22 protein-coding genes, 6 tRNA genes and 1 other RNA gene are annotated in these 24,381 nt (G+C 55.9%); 18 read left to right on the top strand and 11 right to left on the bottom strand.

Going from position 1 to position 24,381, the window contains the following annotated elements; genetic code table 11:
* The first annotated feature begins 31 nt into the window (after positions 1-31).
* From EBC_RS17975 to EBC_RS17990, 4 genes are read left to right on the top strand one after another with little or no spacing between them, the layout of a single operon-like run.
* A complete protein-coding gene (locus EBC_RS17975) occupies positions 32-1,114 on the top strand; it encodes an LLM class flavin-dependent oxidoreductase (protein WP_013203275.1) in 1,083 nt (360 codons plus the stop codon).
* A complete protein-coding gene (locus EBC_RS17980) occupies positions 1,114-2,088 on the top strand; it encodes an ABC transporter substrate-binding protein (RefSeq protein WP_013203276.1) in 975 nt (324 codons plus the stop codon). Before EBC_RS17975 ends, EBC_RS17980 begins: the two co-directional genes overlap by 1 nt.
* Positions 2,081-2,671, top strand: coding sequence for a cysteine dioxygenase family protein (locus tag EBC_RS17985; RefSeq protein ID WP_013203277.1), 591 nt, complete (start codon positions 2,081-2,083; stop codon positions 2,669-2,671). The genes EBC_RS17980 and EBC_RS17985 overlap by 8 nt, the downstream gene beginning before the upstream one ends.
* The gene (locus EBC_RS17990; RefSeq protein ID WP_013203278.1) at positions 2,664-4,265 is read left to right on the top strand and encodes a rhodanese homology domain-containing protein; all 1,602 of its coding nucleotides are present in this window, start codon (positions 2,664-2,666) and stop codon (positions 4,263-4,265) included. Before EBC_RS17985 ends, EBC_RS17990 begins: the two co-directional genes overlap by 8 nt.
* A gap of 40 nt (positions 4,266-4,305) precedes the next feature.
* Here EBC_RS17990 and EBC_RS17995 read toward each other — a convergent pair.
* Both EBC_RS17995 and EBC_RS18000 read right to left on the bottom strand, forming a co-directional pair.
* Positions 4,306-4,381: transfer RNA gene (locus EBC_RS17995), tRNA-Ala, on the bottom strand.
* Between the two features lie 49 nt (positions 4,382-4,430).
* Positions 4,431-4,506: transfer RNA gene (locus EBC_RS18000), tRNA-Ala, on the bottom strand.
* A gap of 430 nt (positions 4,507-4,936) precedes the next feature.
* Between EBC_RS18000 and EBC_RS18005 the strand changes: the two genes are divergently transcribed.
* The gene (locus EBC_RS18005) at positions 4,937-5,725 is read left to right on the top strand and encodes a formate/nitrite transporter family protein (protein WP_013203279.1); all 789 of its coding nucleotides are present in this window, start codon (positions 4,937-4,939) and stop codon (positions 5,723-5,725) included.
* A gap of 149 nt (positions 5,726-5,874) precedes the next feature.
* Entirely contained in the window at positions 5,875-6,234 is a 360-nt protein-coding gene (locus EBC_RS18010; RefSeq protein WP_013203280.1) for a YfeC-like transcriptional regulator, read from the top strand.
* Positions 6,235-6,284: 50 nt separating this feature from the next.
* Here the strand turns inward: EBC_RS18010 and gltX are convergent, their stop codons facing one another.
* Positions 6,285-7,700, bottom strand: a complete 1,416-nt coding sequence (gene gltX / locus EBC_RS18015; RefSeq protein ID WP_013203281.1) for a glutamate--tRNA ligase — start codon at positions 7,698-7,700, stop codon at positions 6,285-6,287.
* A 273-nt stretch (positions 7,701-7,973) separates the two neighbouring features.
* On the opposite strand from gltX, the gene EBC_RS18020 reads away from it, so the two are divergent.
* The 6 genes from EBC_RS18020 (at position 7,974) to EBC_RS18040 (ending at position 9,072) form a co-directional block, all read left to right on the top strand.
* A tRNA-Val gene (locus EBC_RS18020) sits at positions 7,974-8,049 on the top strand.
* A 50-nt stretch (positions 8,050-8,099) separates the two neighbouring features.
* A tRNA-Val gene (locus tag EBC_RS18025) sits at positions 8,100-8,175 on the top strand.
* Positions 8,176-8,205: 30 nt separating this feature from the next.
* A tRNA-Val gene (locus EBC_RS18030) sits at positions 8,206-8,281 on the top strand.
* Positions 8,282-8,285: 4 nt separating this feature from the next.
* Positions 8,286-8,361 (top strand) — tRNA-Lys (locus EBC_RS18035).
* A gap of 31 nt (positions 8,362-8,392) precedes the next feature.
* Positions 8,393-8,515, top strand: a non-coding RNA gene (locus EBC_RS24830) — RtT sRNA.
* 203 nt (positions 8,516-8,718) lie between these two features.
* The gene (locus tag EBC_RS18040; RefSeq protein ID WP_013203282.1) at positions 8,719-9,072 is read left to right on the top strand and encodes a FlxA-like family protein; all 354 of its coding nucleotides are present in this window, start codon (positions 8,719-8,721) and stop codon (positions 9,070-9,072) included.
* Here the strand turns inward: EBC_RS18040 and EBC_RS18045 are convergent.
* A complete protein-coding gene (locus EBC_RS18045) occupies positions 9,069-9,989 on the bottom strand; it encodes a LysR family transcriptional regulator (protein WP_013203283.1) in 921 nt (306 codons plus the stop codon). The genes EBC_RS18040 and EBC_RS18045 overlap by 4 nt on opposite strands.
* Positions 9,990-10,085: 96 nt before the next feature.
* On the opposite strand from EBC_RS18045, the gene EBC_RS18050 reads away from it, so the two are divergent.
* A complete protein-coding gene (locus EBC_RS18050) occupies positions 10,086-11,105 on the top strand; it encodes a bile acid:sodium symporter family protein (protein ID WP_013203284.1) in 1,020 nt (339 codons plus the stop codon).
* An 18-nt stretch (positions 11,106-11,123) separates the two neighbouring features.
* On the opposite strand, the gene EBC_RS18055 is transcribed toward EBC_RS18050, so the two are convergent.
* The 3 genes from EBC_RS18055 to zipA all read right to left on the bottom strand — a co-directional run bounded on the left by EBC_RS18055 (position 11,124) and on the right by zipA (position 14,408).
* On the bottom strand, positions 11,124-11,339 hold the full coding sequence (locus EBC_RS18055) for a DUF3820 family protein (protein WP_013203285.1): 216 nt from the start codon (positions 11,337-11,339) through the stop codon (positions 11,124-11,126).
* Position 11,340: 1 nt separating this feature from the next.
* Positions 11,341-13,359 carry an NAD-dependent DNA ligase LigA gene (gene ligA, locus EBC_RS18060; RefSeq protein ID WP_013203286.1) on the bottom strand — a complete coding sequence of 673 codons (2,019 nt, stop codon included), beginning with the start codon at positions 13,357-13,359 and terminating at the stop codon, positions 11,341-11,343.
* 86 nt (positions 13,360-13,445) lie between these two features.
* Positions 13,446-14,408: a cell division protein ZipA gene (gene zipA / locus EBC_RS18065; RefSeq protein WP_013203287.1), complete on the bottom strand. Its 963-nt coding sequence runs from the start codon at positions 14,406-14,408 to the stop codon at positions 13,446-13,448.
* 220 nt (positions 14,409-14,628) lie between these two features.
* Between zipA and cysZ the strand changes: the two genes are divergently transcribed.
* The 5 genes from cysZ (at position 14,629) to crr (ending at position 19,636) form a co-directional block, all read left to right on the top strand.
* Positions 14,629-15,390, top strand: coding sequence for a sulfate transporter CysZ (cysZ, locus tag EBC_RS18070; protein WP_013203288.1), 762 nt, complete (start codon positions 14,629-14,631; stop codon positions 15,388-15,390).
* A gap of 129 nt (positions 15,391-15,519) precedes the next feature.
* The gene (cysK, locus tag EBC_RS18075) at positions 15,520-16,491 is read left to right on the top strand and encodes a cysteine synthase A (RefSeq protein WP_013203289.1); all 972 of its coding nucleotides are present in this window, start codon (positions 15,520-15,522) and stop codon (positions 16,489-16,491) included.
* Positions 16,492-16,883: 392 nt separating this feature from the next.
* Positions 16,884-17,141 carry a phosphocarrier protein Hpr gene (gene ptsH, locus EBC_RS18080; RefSeq protein WP_013203290.1) on the top strand — a complete coding sequence of 86 codons (258 nt, stop codon included), beginning with the start codon at positions 16,884-16,886 and terminating at the stop codon, positions 17,139-17,141.
* Between the two features lie 220 nt (positions 17,142-17,361).
* The gene (gene ptsI, locus EBC_RS18085) at positions 17,362-19,089 is read left to right on the top strand and encodes a phosphoenolpyruvate-protein phosphotransferase PtsI (protein ID WP_013203291.1); all 1,728 of its coding nucleotides are present in this window, start codon (positions 17,362-17,364) and stop codon (positions 19,087-19,089) included.
* Positions 19,090-19,132: 43 nt separating this feature from the next.
* Positions 19,133-19,636, top strand: a complete 504-nt coding sequence (gene crr, locus EBC_RS18090) for a PTS glucose transporter subunit IIA (protein ID WP_013203292.1) — start codon at positions 19,133-19,135, stop codon at positions 19,634-19,636.
* Between the two features lie 49 nt (positions 19,637-19,685).
* Here the strand turns inward: crr and EBC_RS18095 are convergent, their stop codons facing one another.
* From EBC_RS18095 to EBC_RS18110, 4 genes are read right to left on the bottom strand one after another with little or no spacing between them, the layout of a single operon-like run.
* Positions 19,686-21,179: an amidohydrolase family protein gene (locus tag EBC_RS18095; protein ID WP_013203293.1), complete on the bottom strand. Its 1,494-nt coding sequence runs from the start codon at positions 21,177-21,179 to the stop codon at positions 19,686-19,688.
* Positions 21,176-22,366, bottom strand: a complete 1,191-nt coding sequence (locus EBC_RS18100) for an amidohydrolase family protein (protein WP_013203294.1) — start codon at positions 22,364-22,366, stop codon at positions 21,176-21,178. The genes EBC_RS18095 and EBC_RS18100 overlap by 4 nt, the downstream gene beginning before the upstream one ends.
* Complete coding sequence (locus EBC_RS18105; RefSeq protein WP_013203295.1) at positions 22,363-23,388, bottom strand: ABC transporter ATP-binding protein; 1,026 nt, start codon at positions 23,386-23,388, stop codon at positions 22,363-22,365. Before EBC_RS18105 ends, EBC_RS18100 begins: the two co-directional genes overlap by 4 nt.
* A complete protein-coding gene (locus tag EBC_RS18110; RefSeq protein WP_013203296.1) occupies positions 23,385-24,377 on the bottom strand; it encodes an ABC transporter ATP-binding protein in 993 nt (330 codons plus the stop codon). The genes EBC_RS18105 and EBC_RS18110 overlap by 4 nt, the downstream gene beginning before the upstream one ends.
* Positions 24,378-24,381 lie beyond the last annotated feature (4 nt).

The raw sequence follows: 24,381 nt of genomic DNA on the forward strand, positions 1-24,381 counted from the left end.
CGTTTACCGGCCCTCACCTGGAGAGAACCTGATGAGCATTCAATTCCTCGGTATGATTGGCCATCGCCTGGCGTCCGAAATCATTCCTGCCAGCGGTCCGCTATTCAATAAACAGTACATTGCAGACTTTGCCCGTGCTCATGAGCAGGCCGGTTTCGATCGGGTGTTGGTCGGCTACTGGTCCGATCAACCGGATGGTTTTCTGGTCACTGCGCATGCCGCCGCCAACACCTCAACATTGAAATTCCTGCTGGCCCACCGTCCGGGCTTTGTCTCGCCGACGCTGGCAGCCCGTAAACTCGCTACCCTCGATCAACTCACCGATGGCCGCCTGGCGGTGCATATCATCAGCGGCGGCAGCGATGTTGAACAACGCCGTGATGGTGATTTCCTTAACAAGACCCAGCGCTATGAGCGCACCGATGATTTCCTGAGCGTATTAAGGCAGAGCCTCACTTCCGACACGCCATACGATCACCAGGGCGAGCATTATCAGGTTGAGCAGGCGTTTTCGGCGGTGAAGCCACAGCAAAGCGCGCTGCCGATCTATTTCGGCGGCTCCTCGCCTGAAGCGATCAAAGTGGCAGGTCGTCATGCGGACGTGTTCGCCCTTTGGGGTGAACCGCTGGCCGGTGCCGCAGAAACCGTGCGGACGGTGCGTGCAGAAGCCGCCAGACAGGGCCGCAAGATTGGTTTCAATATCTCCTTCCGCCCGATTATTGCCGCCACGGAGAAAGAAGCCTGGGAAAAAGCCGAGCATATCCGCGAAGTCGCCCGCAAAAAGCTGATTGAATCCGGCCATGATTTTGGTTTGCCGAAGCCGCAAAGCGTCGGCGCGGCCCGCCTGATGGCCGCCGCCAATGAAGGGGAACGCCTCGACAAATCCCTGTGGACCGGCATCGCTAAACTGGTTGGCGGCGGTTATAACTCCACCTCACTGGTCGGTACGCCGGACCAGGTCTCCGACGCGCTGCTGAAGTATTACGACCTGGGCATTGAAAGCGTGCTGATCCGCGGCTTCGATCCGCTGAACAATGCGCTGGATTACGGCCGTGAACTGATCCCGCTGACCAGAGAGAAAGTCGCGGCCCGCAAAGTGGCAAGGAGTGCCTGATGCGTTTTCCTTTTTTACTGGCAGTCGTACTGTCATCGCTCGCCACCTCAGCGCTGGCGGAGAAAGTCACCCTGCGGCTGGGCGATGTGAAAGGCGATCGCTTTATTTCGCTGCGCGAGTCCGGGCAGTTAAAAGACCTGCCTTATGATTTGAAGCTCACCTCTTTCGATTCCGGCGCACCGGTGCAGGAAGCGCTGAACGCGGGCGCGTTGGACGTGGGCTTCACCGGCGATCTGCCGTTCTTATTTGTGTATGCCGCTGGCGCACCGGTAAAAGCGGTGGGGGCCTGGCAAAACAACCCTGACAGCATTGCCTTACTTACCCGCCCGGATTCGGGCATCCACAGCTTAAAAGATCTGAAGGGCAAACAAATTGCCGTCAACCGTGGCGGCTGGGGCCACTATCTGTTGCTGGGTCTGCTGGACAGAGCCGGCCTGAAACCCTCTGACGTCACGCTGCGCTTCCTTGGGCCGGTTGATGGACGTGCCGCGCTCGCCAGTCATGCTGTCGATGCCTGGGCCACCTGGGAACCCTACGTCTCTTCCGCCGTGGTGGTCGATCAGGATCTGTTAGTGCCACAGGGCGGCGGCAAAGGGATCCTGTCCGGTTACTCCTATGCCTTAGCCCGTGAAGAAGCGCTGAAGGATCCGGGCAAACGCAAGGCGATAGCCGACCTGCAGGCACGGCTGGCAAAAGCGCAAATCTGGGCGCAGCACCATCCTGAGGCCTTCGCTAAGGCACTGTCGACCTCACTGGGCATGCCAGAGAACATCACCCAACGCTGGATTGCCAGTGCGCAGATCCGCCCGGTGGAATTCACGCCAAAGCTGGCGAATTCCCTGCAGCAATCCGCCGATTTTTTCTATAAAAATCATGTACTGCCGAAGTCGATTGATGTCCATCAGGCCTTCGATTACAGCCTCTCCAGCCAATCCAATCAGCTGGCCTTAGGCCAGGAGGCAAAACATGAGTGAGTTGAACAACGCTCGCCTGCGCGAGTTTGTCGGTAGCCTGGCCACGCTGGTGGATGAACAGCCGCAGGAAGCCGATCTGCTTCATCGCGGCAGCCAGTTGCTGCATCAGCTGATCGCCCATGATGACTGGCTTCCCGAGGCGTTTGCCCAGCCAAATCCGGCCCGCTACCAGCAGTATTTGCTGCATGCCGATGCCCGCCAGCGGTTTTCCGTGGTCAGCTTTGTCTGGGGCGCAGGGCAATCGACGCCGGTGCATGACCATCGCGTCTGGGGATTAATTGGCATGCTGCGCGGCGCGGAAATTTCGCAGAATTTCATCCGCGATGCGCGCGGGTTATCGCCACATGGCGATCCGGTGCGGCTGGATCCCGGCACGGTTGAAGCGGTCTCGCCGCAGGTCGGCGATATTCACCGGGTCAGCAACGCCTTCAGCGATCGCACCTCCATCAGTATTCATGTTTATGGCGGCAATATCGGCGCAGTTCAGCGCGCGGTTTACAGCGAAACCGGCGAAGAAAAACCGTTTATCTCCGGATATAACAACGCGTATTTACCTAATATTTGGGATCTTTCACATGGTTGATCATTTACTCCATACCCGCAGTTTTCACGACATCCGTCAGGCGTTGCTTCAGCAGCAGGAGCTGGCGTTAATTGACCTGCGGGAAGAAGCGCAGTATGCCGAAGGCCATCCGCTGTTTGCGGTGAACATTCCGCTGTCAAAGCTGGAACTGGAGATCCTTAACCGGGTACCGCGCTTTGCCACGCCGATTACCGTCTATGACAACGGCGAAGGGCTGGTGGCGCTGGCCATTGAGCGCCTGAAAGACTTCGGCTATGCCAACGTCGCCCTGCTTGAAGGCGGCCTGCAAGGCTGGAAGGATGCAGGCGGTGAACTGTTTATCGATGTTAACTCGCCAAGCAAAGCCTTTGGTGAGCTGGTCGAGAGTCGGGTACACACCCCGTCGCTGCCCGCGGAAGATGTTCAGGCGTTATTAAACAGCGGTGAACCGGTGGTGGTGCTGGACAGCCGTCGATTCGATGAATATCAGACCATGAGCATTCCTGGAAGCATCAGCGTGCCGGGTGCAGAACTGGTGCTGCGGGTGCAGGATTTGGTTCCTTCGCCAACCACAACGGTTATCGTTAACTGCGCAGGTCGAACCCGCAGCATTATCGGTACGCAGTCGCTGGTGAATGCCGGGATTACCAACCCGGTATTTGCGCTGCGAAATGGCACCATCGGCTGGACGCTGGCCGGACAACCGCTGGAGCATGGCCAGAGCCGACGCTTTGGTGAAAGCAGCGAGACGGCCAAAACCCAGGCCGCGCAACGCGCCCGTCATGTCGCTGACCAGGCAGGCGTCAAGCGTGTGACGCGGGCGCAGCTGCAGCAATGGCAGCAGGATCACGCCCGGACGCTGTATCTGTTTGATGTCCGTGATCCGGAAGAATATGCCGCCGGTCATTTGCCCGGTTCACGATCGGTGCCGGGCGGTCAGCTGGTGCAGGAGACGGATCACACCGCCAGCGTGCGCGGCGCACGCATCGTGCTGATTGATAACGACGGTGCACGCGCCAATATGAGTGCGTCCTGGCTGGCGCAGTTGGGCTGGGATGTGTCGGTACTGGATGGATTGGTTGAGCACGATTTCAGCGAGCAAGGCCCTTGGGTAGCGAAAGTCCCTGCCCTGCCAGAGCAGGAAGAGGTTTCACCCGCCGTGCTGGCGGACTGGCTGAATACGCCCGGTACCCAGGTATTGGACTTCACCACCAGCGCTAACTATGTTGCCAGCCATATTCCGGGCGCAGCATGGCTGCAGCGCGGTTTACTGACGCAGAAAGGCCTGCAGGCACTGCCCGCCGCCGATCGGTATGTGGTGACCTGTGGCAGCAGTTTGCTGGCACGCTATGCCGTGGAAGAGTTGCAGCAGCTTAGCGGCAAGCCGGTCAGCGTGCTGACGGGCGGCAATGCGGCGTGGAGAGCGGCAGGTTTACCCATAGAACAGGGTGAAACGCAGCTGTTACAGCCGAGAAGCGATCGCTATCGTCGCCCGTATGAAGGCACGGATAATTCTGCCGACGCGATGCAGGCGTATTTAGACTGGGAGTTTGGGCTGATTGCGCAGTTAGATCGCGATGGAACGCATGGATTTACGGTGCTTGAACTGAAATAAAACGGATGCTGGGGGAGAGTGAAGCAAGAAAGGAATTGATTGGTGGAGATAAGCGGGATCGAACCGCTGACCTCTTGCATGCCATGCAAGCGCTCTCCCAGCTGAGCTATACCCCCACATAATTCAATCTGTTATCCGGTGCCACAAAATCTGCTGGTGAAGATTTGGTGGAGATAAGCGGGATCGAACCGCTGACCTCTTGCATGCCATGCAAGCGCTCTCCCAGCTGAGCTATACCCCCAAGCCGGATAACCTCGTCAGACAACCGGAGTCGTCTCAACGGCGGGGATAATATGAAACGGGGATGATGGTGTCAACGGCAAATTGCCAAACTCTGTCTAATCGCTGAAAAAGCCGCCAAACCGCACCAATTACAGCTTGTTGAGACACCGTTTATCCAGAGAGAACTGCCTTTAACTGACCAGTTGAAACGACAAAATAGGGTAAAGAGTGCAATTTCATCCGGTTATTCCTGCCGACACAGTTTGACCGCGCCAATCTTGTAAACAACGCGTTAATTAGCGGTCTAATTGATCTTGTTTTTGTTAATTTCTCGTGCAAAACTGCCCGCGCTTTCGAAGGCCGGAGCCCTCTCAGCGCTGGATGCGCGCGTTTCCCGACGCGACGGAACCGGCCATTTCATCCTTAACTACACCAGAATCAGAGCTCCTATGTCCTTGCATTCACCTAAAGAAATCGCAGCGGTTGCTATTCAATCCGGCGTGGCGAAAAGCCATTCATCTGTTTCGACTTTATTGATCCTTGGCTTCCTGGCCGGTGCGTTTATTGCCCTTGGCTTCCTGCTGGATATCCACGTTATTAACTCCTTACCTGCAGACTGGGGCTCATTTGGCGGCCTGCTGGGCGCTGCGGTGTTCCCGGTGGGAATTATCATGACGGTTCTGGCCGGCGGTGAACTGCTGACCGGTAACATGATGACCATGCCCATTGCCTGGTTCGCGCGTCAGATCAGCGCTTACAGCGTGTTGCGTAACTGGTTCTGGGTCACCATCGCTAACTTTATTGGCAGCATCGCCATCGCCTGGTTCTTTGGTCATATGCTGGGCATGACCGAAGGCGACTACCTGAAGAAGACCGTTGCTATTGCCACCGCGAAAGTAAACGCTGACTTCACTCACGCCTTTATCTCTGGCGTCGGCTGTAACTGGCTGGTGTGCCTGGCGACCTGGCTGGCGTTTGCCAGTAAAGATGTGGTCGGCAAAATCTTTGGTATGTGGTTCCCGGTGATGGCCTTTGTGGCGATCGGCTTCCAGCACGTGGTGGCCAACATGTTCATCATTCCTGCGGCCATTTTTGCCGGTCAGTTAAGCTGGGCAGAATATCTGCCTAACTTTGCCGCCGTGTTCCTCGGTAATACCTTTGGCGGCGCGGTGTTCGTCGGCCTGGCCTATTATATGGCTTACCGTCCGCAGGCAGAGTCAGCTAAAGCGCAGGGCTAATCCCCCTTTCCCTCTGCCTGTGGGCAGGGGGAAATTTCTTCTTTTCAATTGCGAACCGCCTCCCTTTTCAGCGCTTGCTGTTAGTTGTCCACGCAACAAAATCCTGTAATATGTTCGCGTTATCTCACGTCGCAAACAGGAATTGCATTATGAAAAAGGAATGGTTAACACCAGAAGAGCTGGCCCGGGAAACAGGTTTCAGCCGTCAGACGATCAACAAATGGGTCAAGAAAGAGCAGTGGACAACCATGCCGAAAACCGGCGTCCAGGGCGGTAAAGCACGGATGATCCAAATTGATGACCGCGTCAAAACGTATCTAAAATCCACGCGCCATGCGTCGGAACCCTCTGCAACTTACCGCGTTGCCCCCAACTCTCTGCAATCTTTACTGATGACCTCATTGCAGCAAATGAATGCCGCCGAACAGGAAAGGCTTTACGCGTTGCTGTTACGTGAAGGCGTACAAGGTTTACTGAGCCGCCTCGACATCAGCGACGCTCAGGCATAAAAAAACCGGCCAGTTGGCCGGTTTTTTTTATTTGCAGACGTCAGCTGAGATTACTGCTGAGCTTCGCGCTCTGCGATAAAGCTTAATGCCTGATTGATGCGCGCCACTGAGCGCGTTTTGCCGATGGCGTGAACGGTGACATCCAGCGCAGGAGACTGACCGGCACCCGTTACCGCCACACGCAGCGGCATGCCGACTTTGCCCATACCGACTTCCAGCTCATCAGCCGTGGCCTGAATGGCCTGGTGAACGTTTTCTGCCGTCCAGTCAGTTAAAGCAGCCAGTTTGTCACGCACAACTTCCAGAGGCTGGCGAGCGACCGGACGCAGGTGTTTTTTCGCTGCATCGGCATCAAACTCCGCGAAGTCCTCATAGAAGTAGCGGCATGACGCAGCCATCTCTTTCAGCGTTTTGCAGCGCTCACCCAGCAGTTTGACCAGCTGAGCCAGCTCTGGGCCGGTACGCGTATCAATTTTTTCCTGCTCGATGTGCCATTGCAGATGCGTCGCCACATACTCAGGCGCCAGGGTATTGATGTAATGATGGTTCAACCACTGCAGCTTTTCGGTGTTGAAGGCGCTGGCAGATTTGCTGACCGCGTCCAGCTCGAACAGCTCTTTCATCTCAGCAATAGAGAAGATTTCCTGATCGCCATGGGACCAGCCCAGACGCACCAGGTAGTTCAGCAGCGCTTCTGGCAGATAGCCATCATCGCGATACTGCATCACGCCCACGGCACCGTGACGTTTGGACAGTTTTTTCCCGTCGTCGCCGAGGATCATCGACACGTGCGCATAAACCGGCACCTGCGCACCGATCGCTTTCAGGATGTTGATCTGACGCGGAGTGTTGTTGATATGGTCTTCACCGCGGATCACGTGGGTAATTTCCATATCCCAGTCATCAATCACGACGCAGAAGTTATAGGTCGGCGCGCCGTCAGTACGACGGATGATCAGATCGTCCAGCTCCTGGTTGCTGAATTCGATCGGGCCACGGATCTGGTCATCAAAGATCACCGATCCTTCCTGCGGGTTACGGAAACGCACCACGCACGGCTCATCATCGGCATGATGTTCGTGGCTGTCGCGGCAGTGGCCGTCATAACGCGGCTTTTCATGATTCTCCATCTGCTTTTCGCGCAGCGCGTCGAGACGCTCTCTGGAGCAGTAGCATTTATAGGCTGTGCCGGCGTCGACCATCTGATCAATTACCGCGTTATAGCGGTCAAAACGTTTGGTCTGGTAATACGGGCCCTCGTCCCAGTCGAGGTTCAGCCAGTTCATGCCATCCATAATCGCGTCGATAGCCTGCTGGGTGGAGCGCTCCAGATCGGTATCTTCTATACGCAGCACAAACTCACCGTCCTGGTGACGGGCAAACAACCAGGAGTAAAGCGCGGTACGCGCGCCGCCAACGTGCAGATAGCCGGTTGGGCTGGGTGCGAAGCGGGTTTTGATTTTCATTAACAGCTGCCTTATTACGCTATCAGAGTCGCGCATTGCTGGAGGAGGTCAGTAAAGACCAACACAAAGTGGGCAACATTCTACCATCTGCAAACGAATCCTCAACGGCATTCCCCCGGTTGTTAGAGGCCTTTGGCGGAAAAGCCAGCGGCACCCCCCCATTTTTGGATAAAACCCCAACATCTTGATTAAATTTAAGACGAACGAACATTTTCGTTTTAAAAACCGTTGACTCATTTGCCGCGATCCCTATAATGCGACTCCACACAGCGGGGGTGATTAGCTCAGTTGGTAGAGCATCTCCTTTACACGGAGGGGGTCGGCGGTTCGAGCCCGTCATCACCCACCACTCTAAACGGTGGCTCCGCAGTGTTAAGCAGTACCGAAGTTCTCAGAGATGGGTGATTAGCTCAGTTGGTAGAGCATCTCCTTTACACGGAGGGGGTCGGCGGTTCGAGCCCGTCATCACCCACCATCTCTCAGCAGTTTCGTGAAGTACCGAAGTGGGTGATTAGCTCAGTTGGTAGAGCATCTCCTTTACACGGAGGGGGTCGGCGGTTCGAGCCCGTCATCACCCACCACTTCGGGTCGTTAGCTCAGTTGGTAGAGCAGTTGACTTTTAATCAATTGGTCGCAGGTTCGAATCCTGCACGACCCACCAATGTACGAAGGCGCCCTAAAGGCGCCTTTTTGCTATCTGCGATTCGTGTAGGATTTGAACCTGCAGCAGGTCGAGTCGAACGAAGAGAGACAGCGTTGCGACAGCAACGACCCGAAGGGCGAGGCGAAGCCGAGTCATCCTGCACGACCCACCAATGTTAAGAAGGCGCCCTAAAGGCGCCTTTTTGCTATCTGCGATTCGTGTAGGATTTGAACCTGCAGCAGGTCGAGTCGAACGAAGAGAGACAGCCACTCTTTTTCCTTTTCGATTTTTTAGCACTTCTTTTACGATTTTTCTCATCAAGTATCCCGCCACTCCTACCGATAACCGTATTGGTCTATTACACAGGAGAAAGCGATGACTACAATCAGTTCCAACTCCCTATCCTCTATTGGCTCTGGAAGTTCAGGCGGCGGGTCGGCCTCTCAGGTTGCCACCCTCAACAAGCAGATCACCCAACTGCAGGCGCAGTTAAAGGATTTGGGCAACGACACGACGCTGACGGATGAACAAAAGTCTGAACAACAGCAGTTGATCGAAGGCCAGATTCAGATGATTGAAGCGCAGATTGCTCAGGTTGAGCAGCAGCAGGCTGAGAAGGCGCAGGAAAAGCAAAGCAGCGCGAAAGATGATACTGCCAACACCATTTCTAAAGCGGCAGATGGCGTAAACCGCCCTACCGCCACCAACACGCTGAACGTCTATATCTAAAACGCCGGAGTTTTCTTGCGTTGTTGCGTCAGCAGGAGTGCCTGCTGGCGTACTTCCTGCCAGATGGCCTCGGCTGCGGGCGTAAGCGAGCGATTTTTACGGCGCACCAGCACAATGGTGCGGTTAATCTCCGGCACCATACGCCTGACCAGCAACGGCCTGCCTTCAGGCAACGGCAATGCCAGCGCCGGAAGAATACTGATGCCAATTCCCGCTTCCACCATCGGATAGAGCGTGGCGGGATGACCGATCTCCTGCACAATCTCCGCCTGCACCTGCTGGACGCGTAATGCCTCATCGATAAGAACCCGACTGCCGGAGGCATAATCCTGCAGCACCAGCTGCCGCTGGTTAAGCATCTGCCAGTGAATGGTTTGCTGAGCCGCCAATGGATCGTCCTTACGGCACAACAGCAAAAAAGGTTCATCGAGGATCGCTTCCGTTTCGAAATCCTCTTCCGGCAGCGGCCCGACAACAATACCGAAGTCCACTTCCGCATTGCGAATGCTTTGCAGCACCCATTGCTGAGGACGATCGCGCAGCATCACTTTGATATCAGGAAAATGCTCCGTGCTGGCGGCAAGGCACTGCGGCATTAAATGCGCGGCGATGGTCTGGCTGGCAGCTACCCGCACCGTGCCGCTTCTCTGCTTACCGTAGCTGCGTACATCCCGCAAGGTGGTATTCAGCTCTTCCAGTAGCCGCTCAAGCCGGCTGGAGAGCTGTTCTCCGGCTTCGGTCAGCAACACTTCCCGCGTGGTGCGGTCCAGCAAACGGATGCCCATCTCCCCTTCCAGCTCTTTAATGCTGTGGCTGACCGCCGACTGGCTCAGTCCGATCAACTGCCCGGCCTGGCTGAAACTGCCTTGCTGGGCCACGGCGACAAACACGCGAAGTTGGCGCAGGGTATAATTCATCTGTTTTATTCATATATGTATTCAATAAATCAATTTTATTTCTAAAACCGCCCGGCGCACAATAGCCCCCATCATTTTTTTAACCAGGCATTAACAATGGGCATCTTCCGTATCGATCCACTGATGTTGAAACTGATTATTACCGTGCTGCTGGCAACCTTCCTGCCCGCGCGTGGGCATTTTGTGGAATTCTTTGAATACCTGACCACGGCGGCGATTGCGCTGTTGTTCTTTATGCATGGCGCCAAGCTGTCTAAAGAAAAAATCATTGCCGGTGGCAGCCATTGGCGACTGCATCTGTGGGTGATGTGCAGCACCTTCGTGCTGTTCCCGATCCTTGGCCTGCTGTTCGTCTGGTGGCACCCGCTGCCGGTAAGCGCGGAAATCTATACCGGCTTCCTGTACCTGTGCATTCTGCCGGCCACCGTACAGTCAGCCATTGCCCTGACCTCACTGGCGGGCGGCAACGTCGCCGCGGCGGTGTGTAGCGCCTCGGCGTCCAGCCTGCTGGGCGTATTTATCTCGCCGATGCTGGTGGGCCTGGTGATGAACGTGCACAGCGATGCGGCCGGCGGCAGTTTTGAGCAGATCGGTAAGATTATGCTGCAGCTATTAGTGCCGTTCGTGGTGGGTCACCTTTCACGCCGCTGGATTGCGGGCTGGGTGGAGAGAAACCGTGGGCTGATTGGTAAAACCGACCAGGCGTCGATTCTGCTGGTGGTCTATTCCGCGTTCAGTGAAGCGGTGGTAAACGGCATCTGGCATCGCGTGGGCGCATCTACGCTGCTGTATATTGTTGCAGGTAGCCTGGGGATCCTGTTTGTGGCGCTGGTGATCAACCTGCTGGTCGCACGACTGTTCCGCTTTAATCGCGCAGATGAAATCACCATCCTGTTCTGCGGCTCGAAAAAGAGCCTGGCGAACGGTGTACCAATGGCCAACATTCTGTTCCCGTCGGCCTCGGTGGGCATCATCGTGCTACCGCTGATGATTTTCCATCAGGTGCAGCTGATGGTCTGCTCGATGCTGGCGCAACGCTATAAAAAAACCGGCGAGAAGCTGGCCGCTAAGCAGAAGGTGGAAGCAAAAGCCGCCGTGGTTGAATCGCAGAAGTAATGCAGACCGGGCTGGTGATCACCCGCGCTTCAGCGGTTTCACCAGCCCATCAAGCCCTTCGATTTTTATCGCGAGGGTGAGCTGCAACAGCTCACCCAGATGACCCGCCGGAAATTCGCCCTTCCGTTCAAACCACAACAGATACTCTTCCGGTAAATCAATCAGCGCCCTGCCCTTATATTTACCAAAAGGCATGATGCTGTTGGCGATTTCAAGCAAATGCTCTTTTTCCATCTCACTCTCCCAGTAAACGGATCATCTCAGCTTCATCAATCACGTCGATACCCAATTCCTGAGCCTTGGCCAGCTTGGAACCTGCCGCTTCGCCGGCAATCACCAGATCCGTTTTCTTCGATACGCTGCCGCTGACCTTGGCGCCTAACGCCGTCAGGCGGTCTTTGGCTTCATCGCGCGACAGAATCGTCAGTGAACCGGTCAGTACCACGGTTTTTCCGGCAAACGGACTGTCGATCTCAGCCGCATTGACCACTTCAACGGCCGGCCAGTTGATACCCGCTTCTTCCACCAGCTGACGGATCACCTCACGGTTGCTCTCTTCATCCATAAAGTTACGCAGATGGCTGGCCACCACGGTGCCGACATCCTGTACCGCGATCAGCGCGTCCAGATCGGCGGCCATGATCTTCTCCAGCGAGCCAAAGTGCGCAGCAAGGTTAGCGGCTGTCGCTTCACCCACTTCACTGATGCCAAGGGAGTAAAGGAAACGCGCCAGCGTGGTGGTCTTCGCCTTCTCCAGCGAGTTCACCACGTTTTGCGCTGACTTTGGCCCCATCCGATCCAGCCCGGTGAGTTTGCCTGCGGTCAGCCTGAACAGATCGGCTGGCGTATGGACGTACTCTTTCTCCACCAGCTGATCGATAATCTTGTCGCCCATGCCATCAACATCCAGCGCGCGGCGGGAAACGAAATGCTTCAGTGCGCCTTTGCGCTGAGCACCGCAGATCAGGCCGCCGGTACAGCGTGCAACGACTTCACCCTCGACGCGCTCAACATCGGAGCCACAGACCGGGCAATGGGTTGGGAATACCACTTCGCGCGCATCGTCCGGGCGCTCTGACTCAATCACCCCGACCACCTGCGGGATAACGTCACCGGCGCGACGGATAATCACCCGGTCGCCGATACGCAGCCCAAGACGCTCGATTTCATCGGCGTTATGCAGCGTAGCATTGCTGACAATCACGCCAGCCACCTGCACCGGCTCCAGTCGGGCTACCGGGGTGATAGCGCCCGTCCGGCCCACCTGAAACTCGACATCACGCACGGTGGTCATCTGCTCCTGCGCCGGGAACTTAAACGCCACCGCCCAACGCGGGGCCCTGGCGACAAACCCTAACTGCTCCTGCAGATCCTGTGAATCCACCTTGATGACCACACCATCAATATCAAACCCTAAGGTCGGGCGATCCTGCTCAACCTGGCGATAGAAGGCCAAAACTTCCTCGGCAGTATGGCAAAGCTTGATACGGTCGCTGACCGGCAACCCCCAGGCCTTAAACTGCTGCAAACGCGCCATATGGCTGCGCGGCATCTCGCCGCCTTCCAGCAGGCCAAAGCCGTAACAGAAAAACGTCAGTGGCCGTTTGGCGGTGATGCGGGGATCAAGCTGGCGCAGCGAGCCTGCGGCGGCATTGCGCGGGTTGGCAAAAACTTTGTTACCTGTGCGGCGCGCTTCATTATTTAACGCTTCAAATCCTGCCAGCGGCATAAAGACTTCGCCACGCACTTCCACCCGCGACGGGATATTCTCGCCGTGCAGACGCAGGGGAATGGCGCGGATAGTGCGCACGTTGGCGGTAATGTTCTCACCGGTTGTGCCGTCGCCACGCGTCGCAGCCCGCACCAGCAGGCCATCTTCATACAGCAGGCTGACCGCCAGTCCATCCAGCTTCAGCTCGCAGCAGAAGGTGATGTCATCGGTATTCTTTAACCGATCCTGCACCCGCTTATAGAAAGCCAGATAGCTCTCTTCATCAAAGGCGTTATCCAGCGACAGCATCGGCACTTCGTGACGAACCTGCTCAAAAGCGCCGAGCGGTGCCGCGCCAACGCGTTGAGTGGGCGAATCGGCGGTGACCAGTTCAGGATGTGCCTGTTCCAGCTCGCGCAGTTCGCGCATCAGCCGATCGTATTCCGCATCGGGAACCTCAGGATCGTCCATCACGTGATACTGATATTCGTGATGGCGGAGAGTGGTTTGCAGCGCAGTGATTTTGTCTTGTACGGATTCCATAGCGGCACCATAGCGATAAAAAACCCCCGACTGGCGGGGGTTTTGGAAAAACGGGAAGTCAGGCTGTTGCCTTACTGCTCAGTGAGTCAGGCGTTGGCCTCGATCACATCACGAATACGGTTTTTATAGGTTTCAAGCTTCTGCGGCGTCATCATGCGGCGCTCATCATCCAGCACCACACCGCCCACATCATCGGCGATACGCTGGGCAGATTGCAGCATCAGCTTGAAGTTCTGATTCGCATCGCCATAAGAAGGCACCATCATAAAGATGGAAATGCCCGGCGTGGTGAAATCACCCATATCGTCGGGGTTAAACGAACCCGGTTTCACCATGTTCGCCAGGCTGAACAGCACAGGGCCGCTTCCGGCCGGGCTCAGGTGACGGTGGAAGATGTTCATCTCACCGAACTGGAAGCCCGCCTGCAGCACGCCCTGTAATAGCGCTTCGCCGTTCAGCGTGCCGCCAGCGTGGGCGCCGACATGCAGAACCAGCACGGTTTCCTTCGCGCGTTCCTGCTTCGGTGCCGCTGCAGGCGCTTCTGGCTCTGCGGCGACCGGTTCCGCTTTAGCCTCGGCAACCGGCGCACGGGTAGCGACGTCAGGCTTAGCGGCAGGCTGCGGCTGATGAACAGGCGGCTGCTGACGAACAGGCTCCGGCTCATCGTCGTAATCAGGTTCAGGCGCATGCGGCAGTTCGCCACCGAACAGCGGATCGAGTTCCGGCTGCTCGTCAATCTGCGGCTGGTGACGTACCGGTTCAGGCTGGGCACGAACGGGACGCGGTGGCGCTTGATCAGTGCCAAAAGCGGCTGGAGGAACGACATCATCGTCTTCATCATCAGCTCGCGACCGTTTCACCCGCACTTCACCCACGCCATCATCGACGTCGTCAAATGTCTCTTCTCTTTCCTGTTTTAAACGCTTGTGAGGGCGATCGCGAAAAACGGATGAGCGCTCTTTACGGCTGGTCCAGAGGCCGTGCAGTAAAAGCGCTATTATGGCGATCGCGCCAACAACGATTAATATCAGACGCAAATCCTGCATCATTGTATTCTCTGTTGTTCCAATACCTTGCCACCGCGGCAAACTTTATCCTCTAACTGTATTTGCCCTGGTTAACAAGTGCAAGTCCGTGCAGTATTTTCTGACAAATAAGCGTGCATCAACACGGTTTTTTGCTGTTTTTTCGTTCAAAAGCGCACTGGTCAGCGCAAATAGCTGAGTTATGCTAGCGTTGCAACACCGTCTGTAAGGAGAAAATCAGACCATGGCCCCGACAAATACCCCACCTTCTGTTAATGGCATTCACTATTTTTCGCAGGGCTGGAAGTTGATCCGCTTGCCGGGCATCCGCCGCTTTGTGATTGTGCCATTGGCGATCAACGTCCTGCTAATGGGCGGTGCTTTTATCTGGCTGTTCTGGCAACTTGGCCAGTGGCTCCCGGCCCTGATGGCTAAAGTTCCCGACTGGCTGCAATGGCTAAGCTATTTGCTCTGGCCGCTGACCGTTATTTCAATCGTATTGGTGTTCAGTTATTTCTTCTCCACCATTGCCAACTGGATAGCCGCGCCGTTCTGTGGCCTGTTGGCCGAGCAGCTTGAAGCCAGATTAACGGGCAAGCCGCTGCCAGACAGTGGCTGGGCCGGTCTGGTGAAAGACCTTCCGCGCATCATGAAACGCGAATGGCAAAAGCTGGCCTACTACCTGCCCCGCGCGATTGTGCTGTTGATCCTTTACTTTGTGCCGGGCTTTGGCCAGACCGTTGCGCCGGTGCTGTGGTTCCTGTTTAGCGCCTGGATGCTGTCGATTCAGTACTGTGACTATCCGTTCGATAACCATAAAGTCAGCTTCCAGCAGATGCGTATGGCATTGCGGCAAAACAAAACCGACAACATGCAGTTTGGCGCGCTGGTCAGCCTGTTCACCATGGTCCCTATTCTGAATTTAGCGATCATGCCGGTGGCGGTTTGTGGCGCCACGGCGATGTGGGTTGACCGCTATCGCACGACGCTCGGGCGGGTGGCGTAGGGCCTTATGCCATTTCCATTGCCCTTATTTCTGCATAACATATATATATACGATTTCTTCACTTCCTTGAGAAACTGAAGCGGGTATGCTTTCTGCGTTCCCAATTTTTCATACAGTTAAGGACGGGCTATGAGTAAGATTTATGAAGACAACTCTTTAACAATCGGTCATACACCGTTGGTTCGTCTGAACCGCATCGGTAACGGTCGCATTCTGGTAAAAGTGGAATCCCGTAACCCGAGCTTCAGCATAAAATGCCGTATCGGTGCCAATATGATTTGGGACGCAGAGAAACGTGGCATTCTGAAGCCAGGTGTTGAACTGGTTGAACCAACCAGCGGTAACACCGGTATCGCACTGGCCTATGTTGCCGCTGCGCGCGGTTACAAGCTGACGCTGACCATGCCGGAAACGATGAGCGTTGAGCGCCGCAAGCTGCTTAAAGCGCTGGGTGCCAACCTGATCCTTACCGAAGGCGCAAAAGGCATGAAAGGTGCCATCGCCAAAGCGGAAGAAGTGGTTGCCAGCAATCCGGACAAATTCGTGCTGTTGCAGCAGTTCAGCAACCCAGCCAACCCAGAAATCCACGAAAAAACCACCGGTCCTGAAATCTGGGAAGACACCGATGGCAACGTGGATGTGTTTATCGCCGGTGTCGGTACCGGCGGAACGCTGACCGGCGTTAGCCGTTATCTGAAAAATACCAAAGGCAAAAAGGATTTGATCACCGTTGCAGTAGAGCCAACGGATTCTCCGGTTATCGCTCAGGCGTTAGCAGGCGAAGAGATCAAGCCTGGTCCGCACAAAATCCAGGGTATCGGTGCCGGGTTTATCCCAGGCAACCTCGACCTGAACCTGATTGACCGCGTGGTGGCGATCACCAACGAAGAATCCATTTCTACTGCCCGTCGTCTGATGGAAGAAGAAGGGATTCTGGCCGGCATCTCTTCCGGTGCGGCGGTTGCTGCAGCACTGAAGCTGCAGGAAGAAGAAGCCTTCGCTAATAAGACCATCGTGGTGATTTTGCCGTCCTCCGGCGAACGCTATTTGAGTACTGCGCTGTTTGCCGATCTCTTCACCGAGAAAGAATTGCAGCAGTAACGCTGCAGCAGGCGGATTTGTCTAAAAAAGCACCCAAACGGGTGCTTTTTTGTGGAGCACATCAAAGTTTTGCCATCCTGCAGATTGCTTTTACCCGTCAGTGTCTGGTATCTAAGCTGCCATTATTTCGATCCACAAAATTAATCGCCGCGTGAGATGGATCAAGCTGAATCGATTTACTGGTTTGGCGCTACGGCACAATTCGCGGCATAATGGGAACAGGTTAGTGATGGCGCGTAACAGGTTTTACTCCGCCTCCACCCTACCCTTAAACAGCGCATTTTTTGGCGCGTCTTTGTACGCAGGCCAGCGCGACACATCCAGGCTAAAGTCCGGTCACCAGGCTAGACTTTAGGTCGATAACATCAAACAAAATAAGTTGGGGAAAAAGCATGTTCCAGCAAGAAGTTACCATCACCGCACCTAACGGCCTTCATACCCGCCCTGCTGCACAGTTCGTGAAAGAAGCGAAAGCTTTTGCATCAGACATCACCGTGACCTCTAACGGCAAATCAGCCAGCGCGAAAAGCCTGTTCAAGCTGCAGACTCTGGGCCTGACTCAGGGAACTGTGGTGATGCTGTCTGCTGAAGGTGAAGACGAGCAGAAAGCGGTTGAGCATCTGGTCAAGCTGATGGCAGAGCTCGAATAAGCGCCTCTTCTCACGCTGAGCCAGTAAAATTAGTGCAAACATATTGATCGCGGACAGCATGTCCGCGTTGTTGCTTTCGTAAAGTACGTTTCTGTGCAAACCGGGAGCAGCCAGCGTGTTACGCTGTCGCCTACATAGAGGCTGGCTCGCTGAGGTGATTGACCCACAGATTCTGGGTTGTTCGCCCCGGGTGATTACTAGTAATTAAAAAGGTAGGGTTATGATTTCAGGTATTTTAGCATCACCGGGTATCGCTTTTGGCAAAGCGCTTCTGCTGAAAGAAGATGAGATAGTCATCAACCGGAAAAAAATTGCTGCCGACCAGGTTGAGCAAGAAGTTCAGCGTTTTCTCGACGGTCGCACCAAGGCTGCAAGCCAGCTGGAAGCGATCCGCATCAAAGCCGGCGAATCGCTGGGTGAAGAGAAAGCGGCCATCTTCGAAGGGCATATTATGCTGCTGGAAGATGAAGAGCTGGAACAGGAAATCATAGCCCTGATTAAAGACGATCTGTCTTCTGCCGACGCGGCTGCTCACTCTGTGATTGAAGGCCAGGCGAAAGCGTTAGAAGAGCTGGATGATGAATACCTGAAAGAGCGTGCGGCTGACGTGCGCGACATCGGTAAGCGTCTGTTGCAGAACATTCTGGGTCTGCACATCGTCGATCTCAGCGCCATTGCTGATGAAGTGCTGCTGGTTGCCAAGGATCTGACGCCGTCAGAGACCGCACAGCTGAACCTCGACAAGGTGCTGGGCTTTATTACCGATCTGGGTGGCCGTACCTCACACACCTCGATTATGGCGCGTTCCCTTGAGATCCCTGCCATCGTCGGTACCGGCAATGTCACCTCTCAGGTTAAGAATGACGACTATCTGATTCTGGACGGCGTAAACAACCAGATTTACGTCAATCCAACCGCAGAAAAAATTGAAGAGCTAAAGGCGATTCACGCGCAGTACGTGGGCGAGAAAAACGACCTGGCGAAGCTGAAAGATCTGCCGGCGATTACGCTTGATGGCCATCAGGTTGAAGTCTGTGCCAACATCGGTACCGTGCGCGACGTCGCCGGCGCTGAGCGTAACGGCGCAGAAGGTGTCGGCTTGTACCGTACCGAATTCCTGTTTATGGACCGTGACTCCCTGCCTACCGAAGAAGAGCAGTTCCAGGCTTACAAAGCCGTGGCTGAAGCGATGGGCTCGCAGGCAGTGATCGTGCGCACCATGGACATCGGCGGCGATAAAGATCTGCCGTACATGAACCTGCCAAAAGAAGACAACCCATTCCTCGGCTGGCGCGCCATCCGTATCGCGATGGACCGTCCGGAAATCCTGCATGCTCAGCTGCGCGCTATCCTGCGTGCTTCCGCTTTCGGCAAGCTGCGCATCATGTTCCCGATGATCATTTCGGTCGAAGAAGTTCGCACCCTGAAAGGCGAGCTGGAAACGCTGAAAGCGCAGCTGCGCGAAGAAGGCAAAGCCTTTGATGAGACCATTGAAGTGGGCATTATGGTGGAAACACCGGCTTCAGCGGCAATTGCGCATCATCTGGCTAAAGAAGTTGATTTCTTCAGTATTGGTACCAACGACCTGACGCAGTACACGCTGGCGGTTGACCGTGGTAACGATCTGATCTCGCATCTGTACAACCCGATGACCCCTTCCGTACTGACACTTATCAAGCAAGTTATTGATGCGTCTCATGCTGAAGGCAAATGGACAGGGATGTGTGGTGAGCTGGCTGGCGATGAACGTGCTACACTGTTGTTATTGGGAATGGGGCTGGACGAATTCAGCATGAGTGCCATTTCTATCCCACGCATCAAGAAAATTATTCGTAATACGAATTTTGAAGATGCGAAGGCATTAGCAGAGCAGGCTATGGCTCAACCGACAGCGGATGAGTTGATGAACCTGGTTAACAAGTTCATTGAAGAAAAAACACTCTGCTAAGATGTGTAGACGCTGGCCCAATATTACTGCTTAGGAGAAGATCATGGGTTTGTTTTCAAAACTTTTTGGCGATAAGTCAGATACCGCATCTGGAGCCATTGAGATCGTAGCGCCGCTGTCTGGTGAAATCGTCAATATCGAAGACGTACCGGACGTAGTGTTTGCGGAGAAAATTGTTGGCGACGGTATCGCTATCAAACCTACTGGCAATAAAATGGTTGCGCCGGTTGATGGCACCATCGGTAAAATTTTCGAAACCAATCATGCATTTTCCATCGAGTCAGACAACGGCATCGAGCTGTTTGTCCACTTCGGAATTGATACGGTTGAACTGAAGGGTGAAGGCTTCAAGCGCATCGCTGAAGAAGGCCAGAAAGTGAAAAAAGGCGACGTCGTTATCGAGTTCGACCTGGCACTTTTGGAAGAAAAAGCGAAATCAACGCTGACGCCGGTCGTCATCTCCAACATGGATGAGATCAAAGAGCTGGTTAAACTGACAGGTTCTGTGCTCGTGGGTGAAACACCTGTGATCCGTATCCGTAAGTAATCGGTTTTGCGTCTGAAACAGAGCCCCCTGAGCAGTCAGGGGGCTTTTTTTATGGCTGTTTGCCGCGTCGGATGGGGAACGAAGAGCGAAATATCTCGCTGACCTCAGGATGCTGCCAGCTTCGCTCCGGATAGGTTTGCTGCAACTCGGTCAGCTGAATGCCCGCCTGGTGATGCAGCCGATCGAGATCAAAACCCGGCTTAACCAGCTGTCGGTCCCACAACACCTTCTCTCCTGCCACAATCACGCCCTGCACATCGCGGCCGTTGCCGTTAATCACCAACGCGGTGATCGGATCAAAAACCTGCCCCATCGCCGGTTCATCCAGATCGAACAGCACAATATCCGCCTGCGCGCCCGCAGCCAGTCGCCCTAAATCCTCTCTGCCAAGGGCTTTGGCACCGCCCAGCGTCGCCATACGGTAATACCCGGCCGCGCTGGCTGCAGCGCTGTCCGACGCCACCACGCGGCTCAGAATAGTGCCGAGATGCATATTGCTGATCATATCGGGCGGGAAGGTATCGGTGCCAAGCGCAAGGTTTACGCCCTTCTCACGCAGCTCGTCGAAGGATTCGAGATATTTACCGTGCCGCCCTGACACCAGCGGACAGGAAATCAGCGTGGCCTGCGACGCCGCCAGCCGCGCGATGTCTGCGGAGATCTTCACGCTGTCAGGCTGAGGACCACCTAAAAACTGCCCATGCGGTAACAGCATGTGGCGATTGAGCAGCGAGAAATCCTCCAGCACTTCCAGCGAGCTCTTGCCTGCAAAGCGGGAAGCCACCTCATTGACCTCCAGCTGGCTTTGGCAACAGTGCAGGCGTGTCGGACAGCGCAGCGCGTTAACGGCCTGTGAGAGACCGTTGAACAGCGCGGGCGTGCCACCTTCAATCCGATCCGGTGCCAGCATACCTTTAACCGTTGCGCAGTTCCGCGCCGACAGCCGGTCGACAAACGCCACCGCCTGCTCAAGTCCGTGCAGACCTTTGGCTTCATCCAGCCGCAGAGTAATGCTACCGTCGGCTTCCACCACGTGGTAGCCAGCCATAAAGGCCGGACCAAGGTAAGCGCGGATGCCCAGCGATTCCGCCACGTCAGCGGCGTAGCAGTATTCATCAAAGGTTTCTGCCCACTCGCGATAGAGGATGGAGGTGATGGGAAGCGCGGTGGTAATGCCGGTGCGTAACAGCTGGCTGTAAGCATAGCGTTTACTGAAGTCGAGCTGGTCGCGGCTGTACAGGTCGCGCCGGACCCAGTCGGCGGCGACAACCCGGCCCTTACGCCAGCCGGGCTGGTTATCAAACCCCAGCACGGTGGTATCGACATCGCCCAGCGCGTCCAGGTCGATAAAACCGGGCCCCACCAGCGCATTTCCGGCCTCAATCTCATCATCAACCTCGCCCGGATAACCATGGCCGACAAAAAGTATCTGCGCGCCCTGCCAGACCACTTCGCCATCCTGAAAAAGCTGATGATCGCCGTTTTCATAGCCAACCACCCAGCGCGCCCGGATGCGGCTGACTTTCTGCGGGATGTCGGTCAAAACAGGCACTCCCCGTTGCGGGCAATCACCACCCCCTGTTTGATCACGGTGCGTCCCGACGGCGGGCAGGCGATCGCTTCCGCCATCGCGCGGGCCGGCACCAGCACCATATCCGCCCGACAGCCAACGTTCAGACCGTAATTTTCCAGCCGCATCACCTCCGCGCCGCCTTCGGTAACGGTTCGCGCAGCCTTGAGGATTTCACTGTCCTTGCGCCAGCGGTAGCGTAAGCCCATCAGCATCGCGCGCTGCAACATATCGCCGTTGCCATAGGGGTTCCATGTATCGCGCACGCCGTCATTCCCGGCGCAGACCCGCACGCCTGCGGCACGCAGCAGATCGAAAGGCGGAACGGCGACGTTAGTAGGCGCAGTGGTGGCGATGGCGATGTCCAGCTCGGCAAGCTGGTCGGCAAAGCGTTTCTGCGCGTCGGCATCAACCATCCCAAGGCAGAAGGCGTGACTGATGGTCACCTTACCGGCTAAACCGTATTCCCGCGTGCGGTTGATGATCAGCTCGGTGCTGAACGCCCCCAGTTCGCCCAATTCGTGCAGGTGAATGTCCACGCCTTTGCCATATTTCGTCGCCAGGCGGAAAATGATATCGAGGTGTTTAACCGGATCCTTTTCATACGAGCAGGGATCCAGTCCGCCAATCAGATCGGCCCCCATCTGCAGCGCTTTTTCCAGCAGTGCTTCCGTTCCCGGACTGCGCAAAATCCCGCTCTGCGGGAAGGCAACGGTTTCAATATCCACCTGCCCGCGCAGCGTTTCTTTGGTGGCCAGCACGCCAGCAAGGTTATTCAGCCCGCATTCGTTATCGATATCGATATGGCTACGGATAAACGCGGTGCCGTGGCTGATGCACTCACGGACTATCCGCTCCGATTGCAGCTGAATATCCGGCTGCTGATTGCGGCGATAGTCCCGTTCGTTGGCGATAATCGCCGTCAGATCCCGTGGCACATCGTTGTGATACCAGTCGCGTCCCCAGACGCTTTTATCAATGTGCGCGTGCCCATCCACCAGGCCTGGGAAAAGCTGGAAGCCGCGGCCATCAATCAGCGTACAGTCAGCGGTCGGTGCGGGCAACGTCGCGGCTCTGGCCACGATTTTACCCTGCTCCAGCAGCCAGTCTTCGGGTTGATGATGGTCAAATGCCGTCGCCTGCTTAATCAATAAGGTCATAAGGTTGCTGCTCCTGTGATAAGGGATTGCTGAGGCTGTAACGCCAGCTCGGGGAAATGGCATTCCACCTGATGGCTGGCCGAGCGGGAATGAATTACGGGCGCTTCACTGCGGCATTTCGCCGTGGCGTGCGGACAACGCGGGTGGAAGGCACAGCCGGAAGGCGGATTTAAGGGGCTGGGAACCTCGCCGGTTAATGCGCTGCGTTCGCGGGTGTTGCCCTCAAGATTAGGGATGGCGGCCATCAGCAGACGGGTATAAGGGTGCGCCGGATGACTGAAAATCTCCTCGACGGTGCCGGTCTCAACGATGCGCCCCAGATACATCACCCCCACGCGATCGGAGAAGTGCGAAATCACCGACATATTATGGCTGATAAAAAAGTAGGTCAGCCCCAGCTCGCGCTGAAGCTTGCGCATCAGGTTCAGCACCTGCGCCTGCACCGACACATCCAGCGCCGAGGTAGGCTCATCACAGATCAAAAATCGTGGCTGGGTTGCCAGCGCCCGGGCGATAGAGATTCGCTGCCGCTGCCCGCCTGAAAACTGGTGCGGATATTTCTCCATATCAGCCGCCGTCAGCCCCACCTGCTCCAGCAGAGCAATACATTGCTGCCGCGCCTGACGGTAGTGCCCTACCCGCTTTTGCAGGCACAGAGGCTCGGCAATAATCCGCTCAATTCGCCAGCGGGGATTCAGGCTGGCGTAGGGATCCTGAAAAATCATCTGGATGCCGCTGGCAGGAGGTGCCGCCTGGGGATCTAACGTTTGCCCGGCAAAAGCGATCTCGCCCGCTTCCGGCTGATAAAGCCCGGCCAGCGCGCGCGCTACCGTCGATTTACCGCAGCCGGATTCGCCAACCAGGCTGAAGGTTTCGCCCTGACAAATATCGAAGCTGATGCCGCGCACTGCCTGCAGCCGCGGCGGCTTACCTTTGCTGAACAGGCTGCGCTGACCGACCCGAAAACTGATATGCAGATCCTTGACCGACAGCACCACGCGTGGAGACGAAACGGATTTCATAGCGGACTCCCAGGCAGGTTAAGACAGGCGACGCTTGATGAGCCGACAGTCAGCAAGGCGGGCTCCTGTTGACGACAGTGTGCCGTACAGTGCGTGCAGCGCGGATGGAAGGTACAGCCCGACGGCAGTTGCGTCAGACGCGGCATCGCGCCTTCAATCTGGGTGAGGAATTCCTGACGTTGATGCATCGACGGAATAGACGCCATCAACCCCTGGGTATAGGGATGACGGGGATGGTGAATGACGTCGGCAACCGGCCCAATCTCTACCAGTCTGCCGGCGTACATCACCGCTACCCGATCGCAAATTTCGGCGATCACGCCCATATCATGGGTAATCAGCATCACGGCGGTTTGGTGCTGTTTGCATAACCGCCGCAGCAGCGCCAGCACCTGCGCCTGCACCGAGACATCCAGCGCCGTGGTCGGTTCATCGGCGATCACCAGCTGCGGATCGACGCACAGCGCCAGCGCGATAACGATGCGCTGACGTAACCCACCCGAAAGCTGATGCGGGTACTGGTCCATACGCATTTCCGGGCTGCTGATGCCGACTTCGGTCATCAAATCAATCGCCCGCTGGCGACAGGCCGACGCGGAGAGCTTGAGATGGGTGGCAATGGTTTCGGTCAGCTGGTCGCCGATGGTCAACACCGGATTCAGGCTGGTCAGCGGATCCTGGAAGATGCAACCAATCGCTTTGCCACGCAGCTTGCGGCGGGGTTCCTCTTTCAGGTTATCAATGCGTTGGTGATTAAAGCGGATCTCGCCACCGCTGATGCGGCCCGGCAGGGTCAGCAATCCGCTGATCGCCGCGCCGGTCAGCGATTTCCCCGCACCGGATTCGCCAACGATGCCGAGGATTTCCCCCGGCTTCAGCGAGAAGCTGACCTCATGCAGCGCCTGCACATCGCCTTTACGGTGCAGGAATTCCACCGAAAGTTGCTTCACTTCCAGCAACGGTTCAATTTCAATCGCGTCAGGATTCATCATT

This window comes from Erwinia billingiae Eb661 (assembly GCF_000196615.1).
Lineage (GTDB): Bacteria > Pseudomonadota > Gammaproteobacteria > Enterobacterales > Enterobacteriaceae > Erwinia > Erwinia billingiae.

What these genes read in the sequence shown, in the direction of transcription:
- ptsI (WP_013203291.1), top strand. Translation starts at nt 17,362, where the DNA reads ATGATTTCAGGTATTTTAGCATCACCGGGTATCGCTTTTGGCAAAGCG.
- crr (WP_013203292.1), top strand. Translation starts at nt 19,133, where the DNA reads ATGGGTTTGTTTTCAAAACTTTTTGGCGATAAGTCAGATACCGCATCT.
- EBC_RS17980 (WP_013203276.1), top strand. Translation starts at nt 1,114, where the DNA reads ATGCGTTTTCCTTTTTTACTGGCAGTCGTACTGTCATCGCTCGCCACC.
- EBC_RS18105 (WP_013203295.1), bottom strand. Translation starts at nt 23,388, where the DNA reads ATGAAATCCGTTTCGTCTCCACGCGTGGTGCTGTCGGTCAAGGATCTG.
- cysZ (WP_013203288.1), top strand. Translation starts at nt 14,629, where the DNA reads ATGGCCCCGACAAATACCCCACCTTCTGTTAATGGCATTCACTATTTT.
- EBC_RS18110 (WP_013203296.1), bottom strand. Translation starts at nt 24,377, where the DNA reads ATGAATCCTGACGCGATTGAAATTGAACCGTTGCTGGAAGTGAAGCAA.
- cysK (WP_013203289.1), top strand. Translation starts at nt 15,520, where the DNA reads ATGAGTAAGATTTATGAAGACAACTCTTTAACAATCGGTCATACACCG.
- zipA (WP_013203287.1), bottom strand. Translation starts at nt 14,408, where the DNA reads ATGATGCAGGATTTGCGTCTGATATTAATCGTTGTTGGCGCGATCGCC.
- EBC_RS17990 (WP_013203278.1), top strand. Translation starts at nt 2,664, where the DNA reads ATGGTTGATCATTTACTCCATACCCGCAGTTTTCACGACATCCGTCAG.
- ptsH (WP_013203290.1), top strand. Translation starts at nt 16,884, where the DNA reads ATGTTCCAGCAAGAAGTTACCATCACCGCACCTAACGGCCTTCATACC.
- EBC_RS18100 (WP_013203294.1), bottom strand. Translation starts at nt 22,366, where the DNA reads ATGACCTTATTGATTAAGCAGGCGACGGCATTTGACCATCATCAACCC.
- gltX (WP_013203281.1), bottom strand. Translation starts at nt 7,700, where the DNA reads ATGAAAATCAAAACCCGCTTCGCACCCAGCCCAACCGGCTATCTGCAC.
- EBC_RS18055 (WP_013203285.1), bottom strand. Translation starts at nt 11,339, where the DNA reads ATGGAAAAAGAGCATTTGCTTGAAATCGCCAACAGCATCATGCCTTTT.
- EBC_RS18045 (WP_013203283.1), bottom strand. Translation starts at nt 9,989, where the DNA reads ATGAATTATACCCTGCGCCAACTTCGCGTGTTTGTCGCCGTGGCCCAG.
- EBC_RS17975 (WP_013203275.1), top strand. Translation starts at nt 32, where the DNA reads ATGAGCATTCAATTCCTCGGTATGATTGGCCATCGCCTGGCGTCCGAA.
- EBC_RS18050 (WP_013203284.1), top strand. Translation starts at nt 10,086, where the DNA reads ATGGGCATCTTCCGTATCGATCCACTGATGTTGAAACTGATTATTACC.
- EBC_RS18005 (WP_013203279.1), top strand. Translation starts at nt 4,937, where the DNA reads ATGTCCTTGCATTCACCTAAAGAAATCGCAGCGGTTGCTATTCAATCC.
- EBC_RS18040 (WP_013203282.1), top strand. Translation starts at nt 8,719, where the DNA reads ATGACTACAATCAGTTCCAACTCCCTATCCTCTATTGGCTCTGGAAGT.
- ligA (WP_013203286.1), bottom strand. Translation starts at nt 13,359, where the DNA reads ATGGAATCCGTACAAGACAAAATCACTGCGCTGCAAACCACTCTCCGC.
- EBC_RS18010 (WP_013203280.1), top strand. Translation starts at nt 5,875, where the DNA reads ATGAAAAAGGAATGGTTAACACCAGAAGAGCTGGCCCGGGAAACAGGT.
- EBC_RS17985 (WP_013203277.1), top strand. Translation starts at nt 2,081, where the DNA reads ATGAGTGAGTTGAACAACGCTCGCCTGCGCGAGTTTGTCGGTAGCCTG.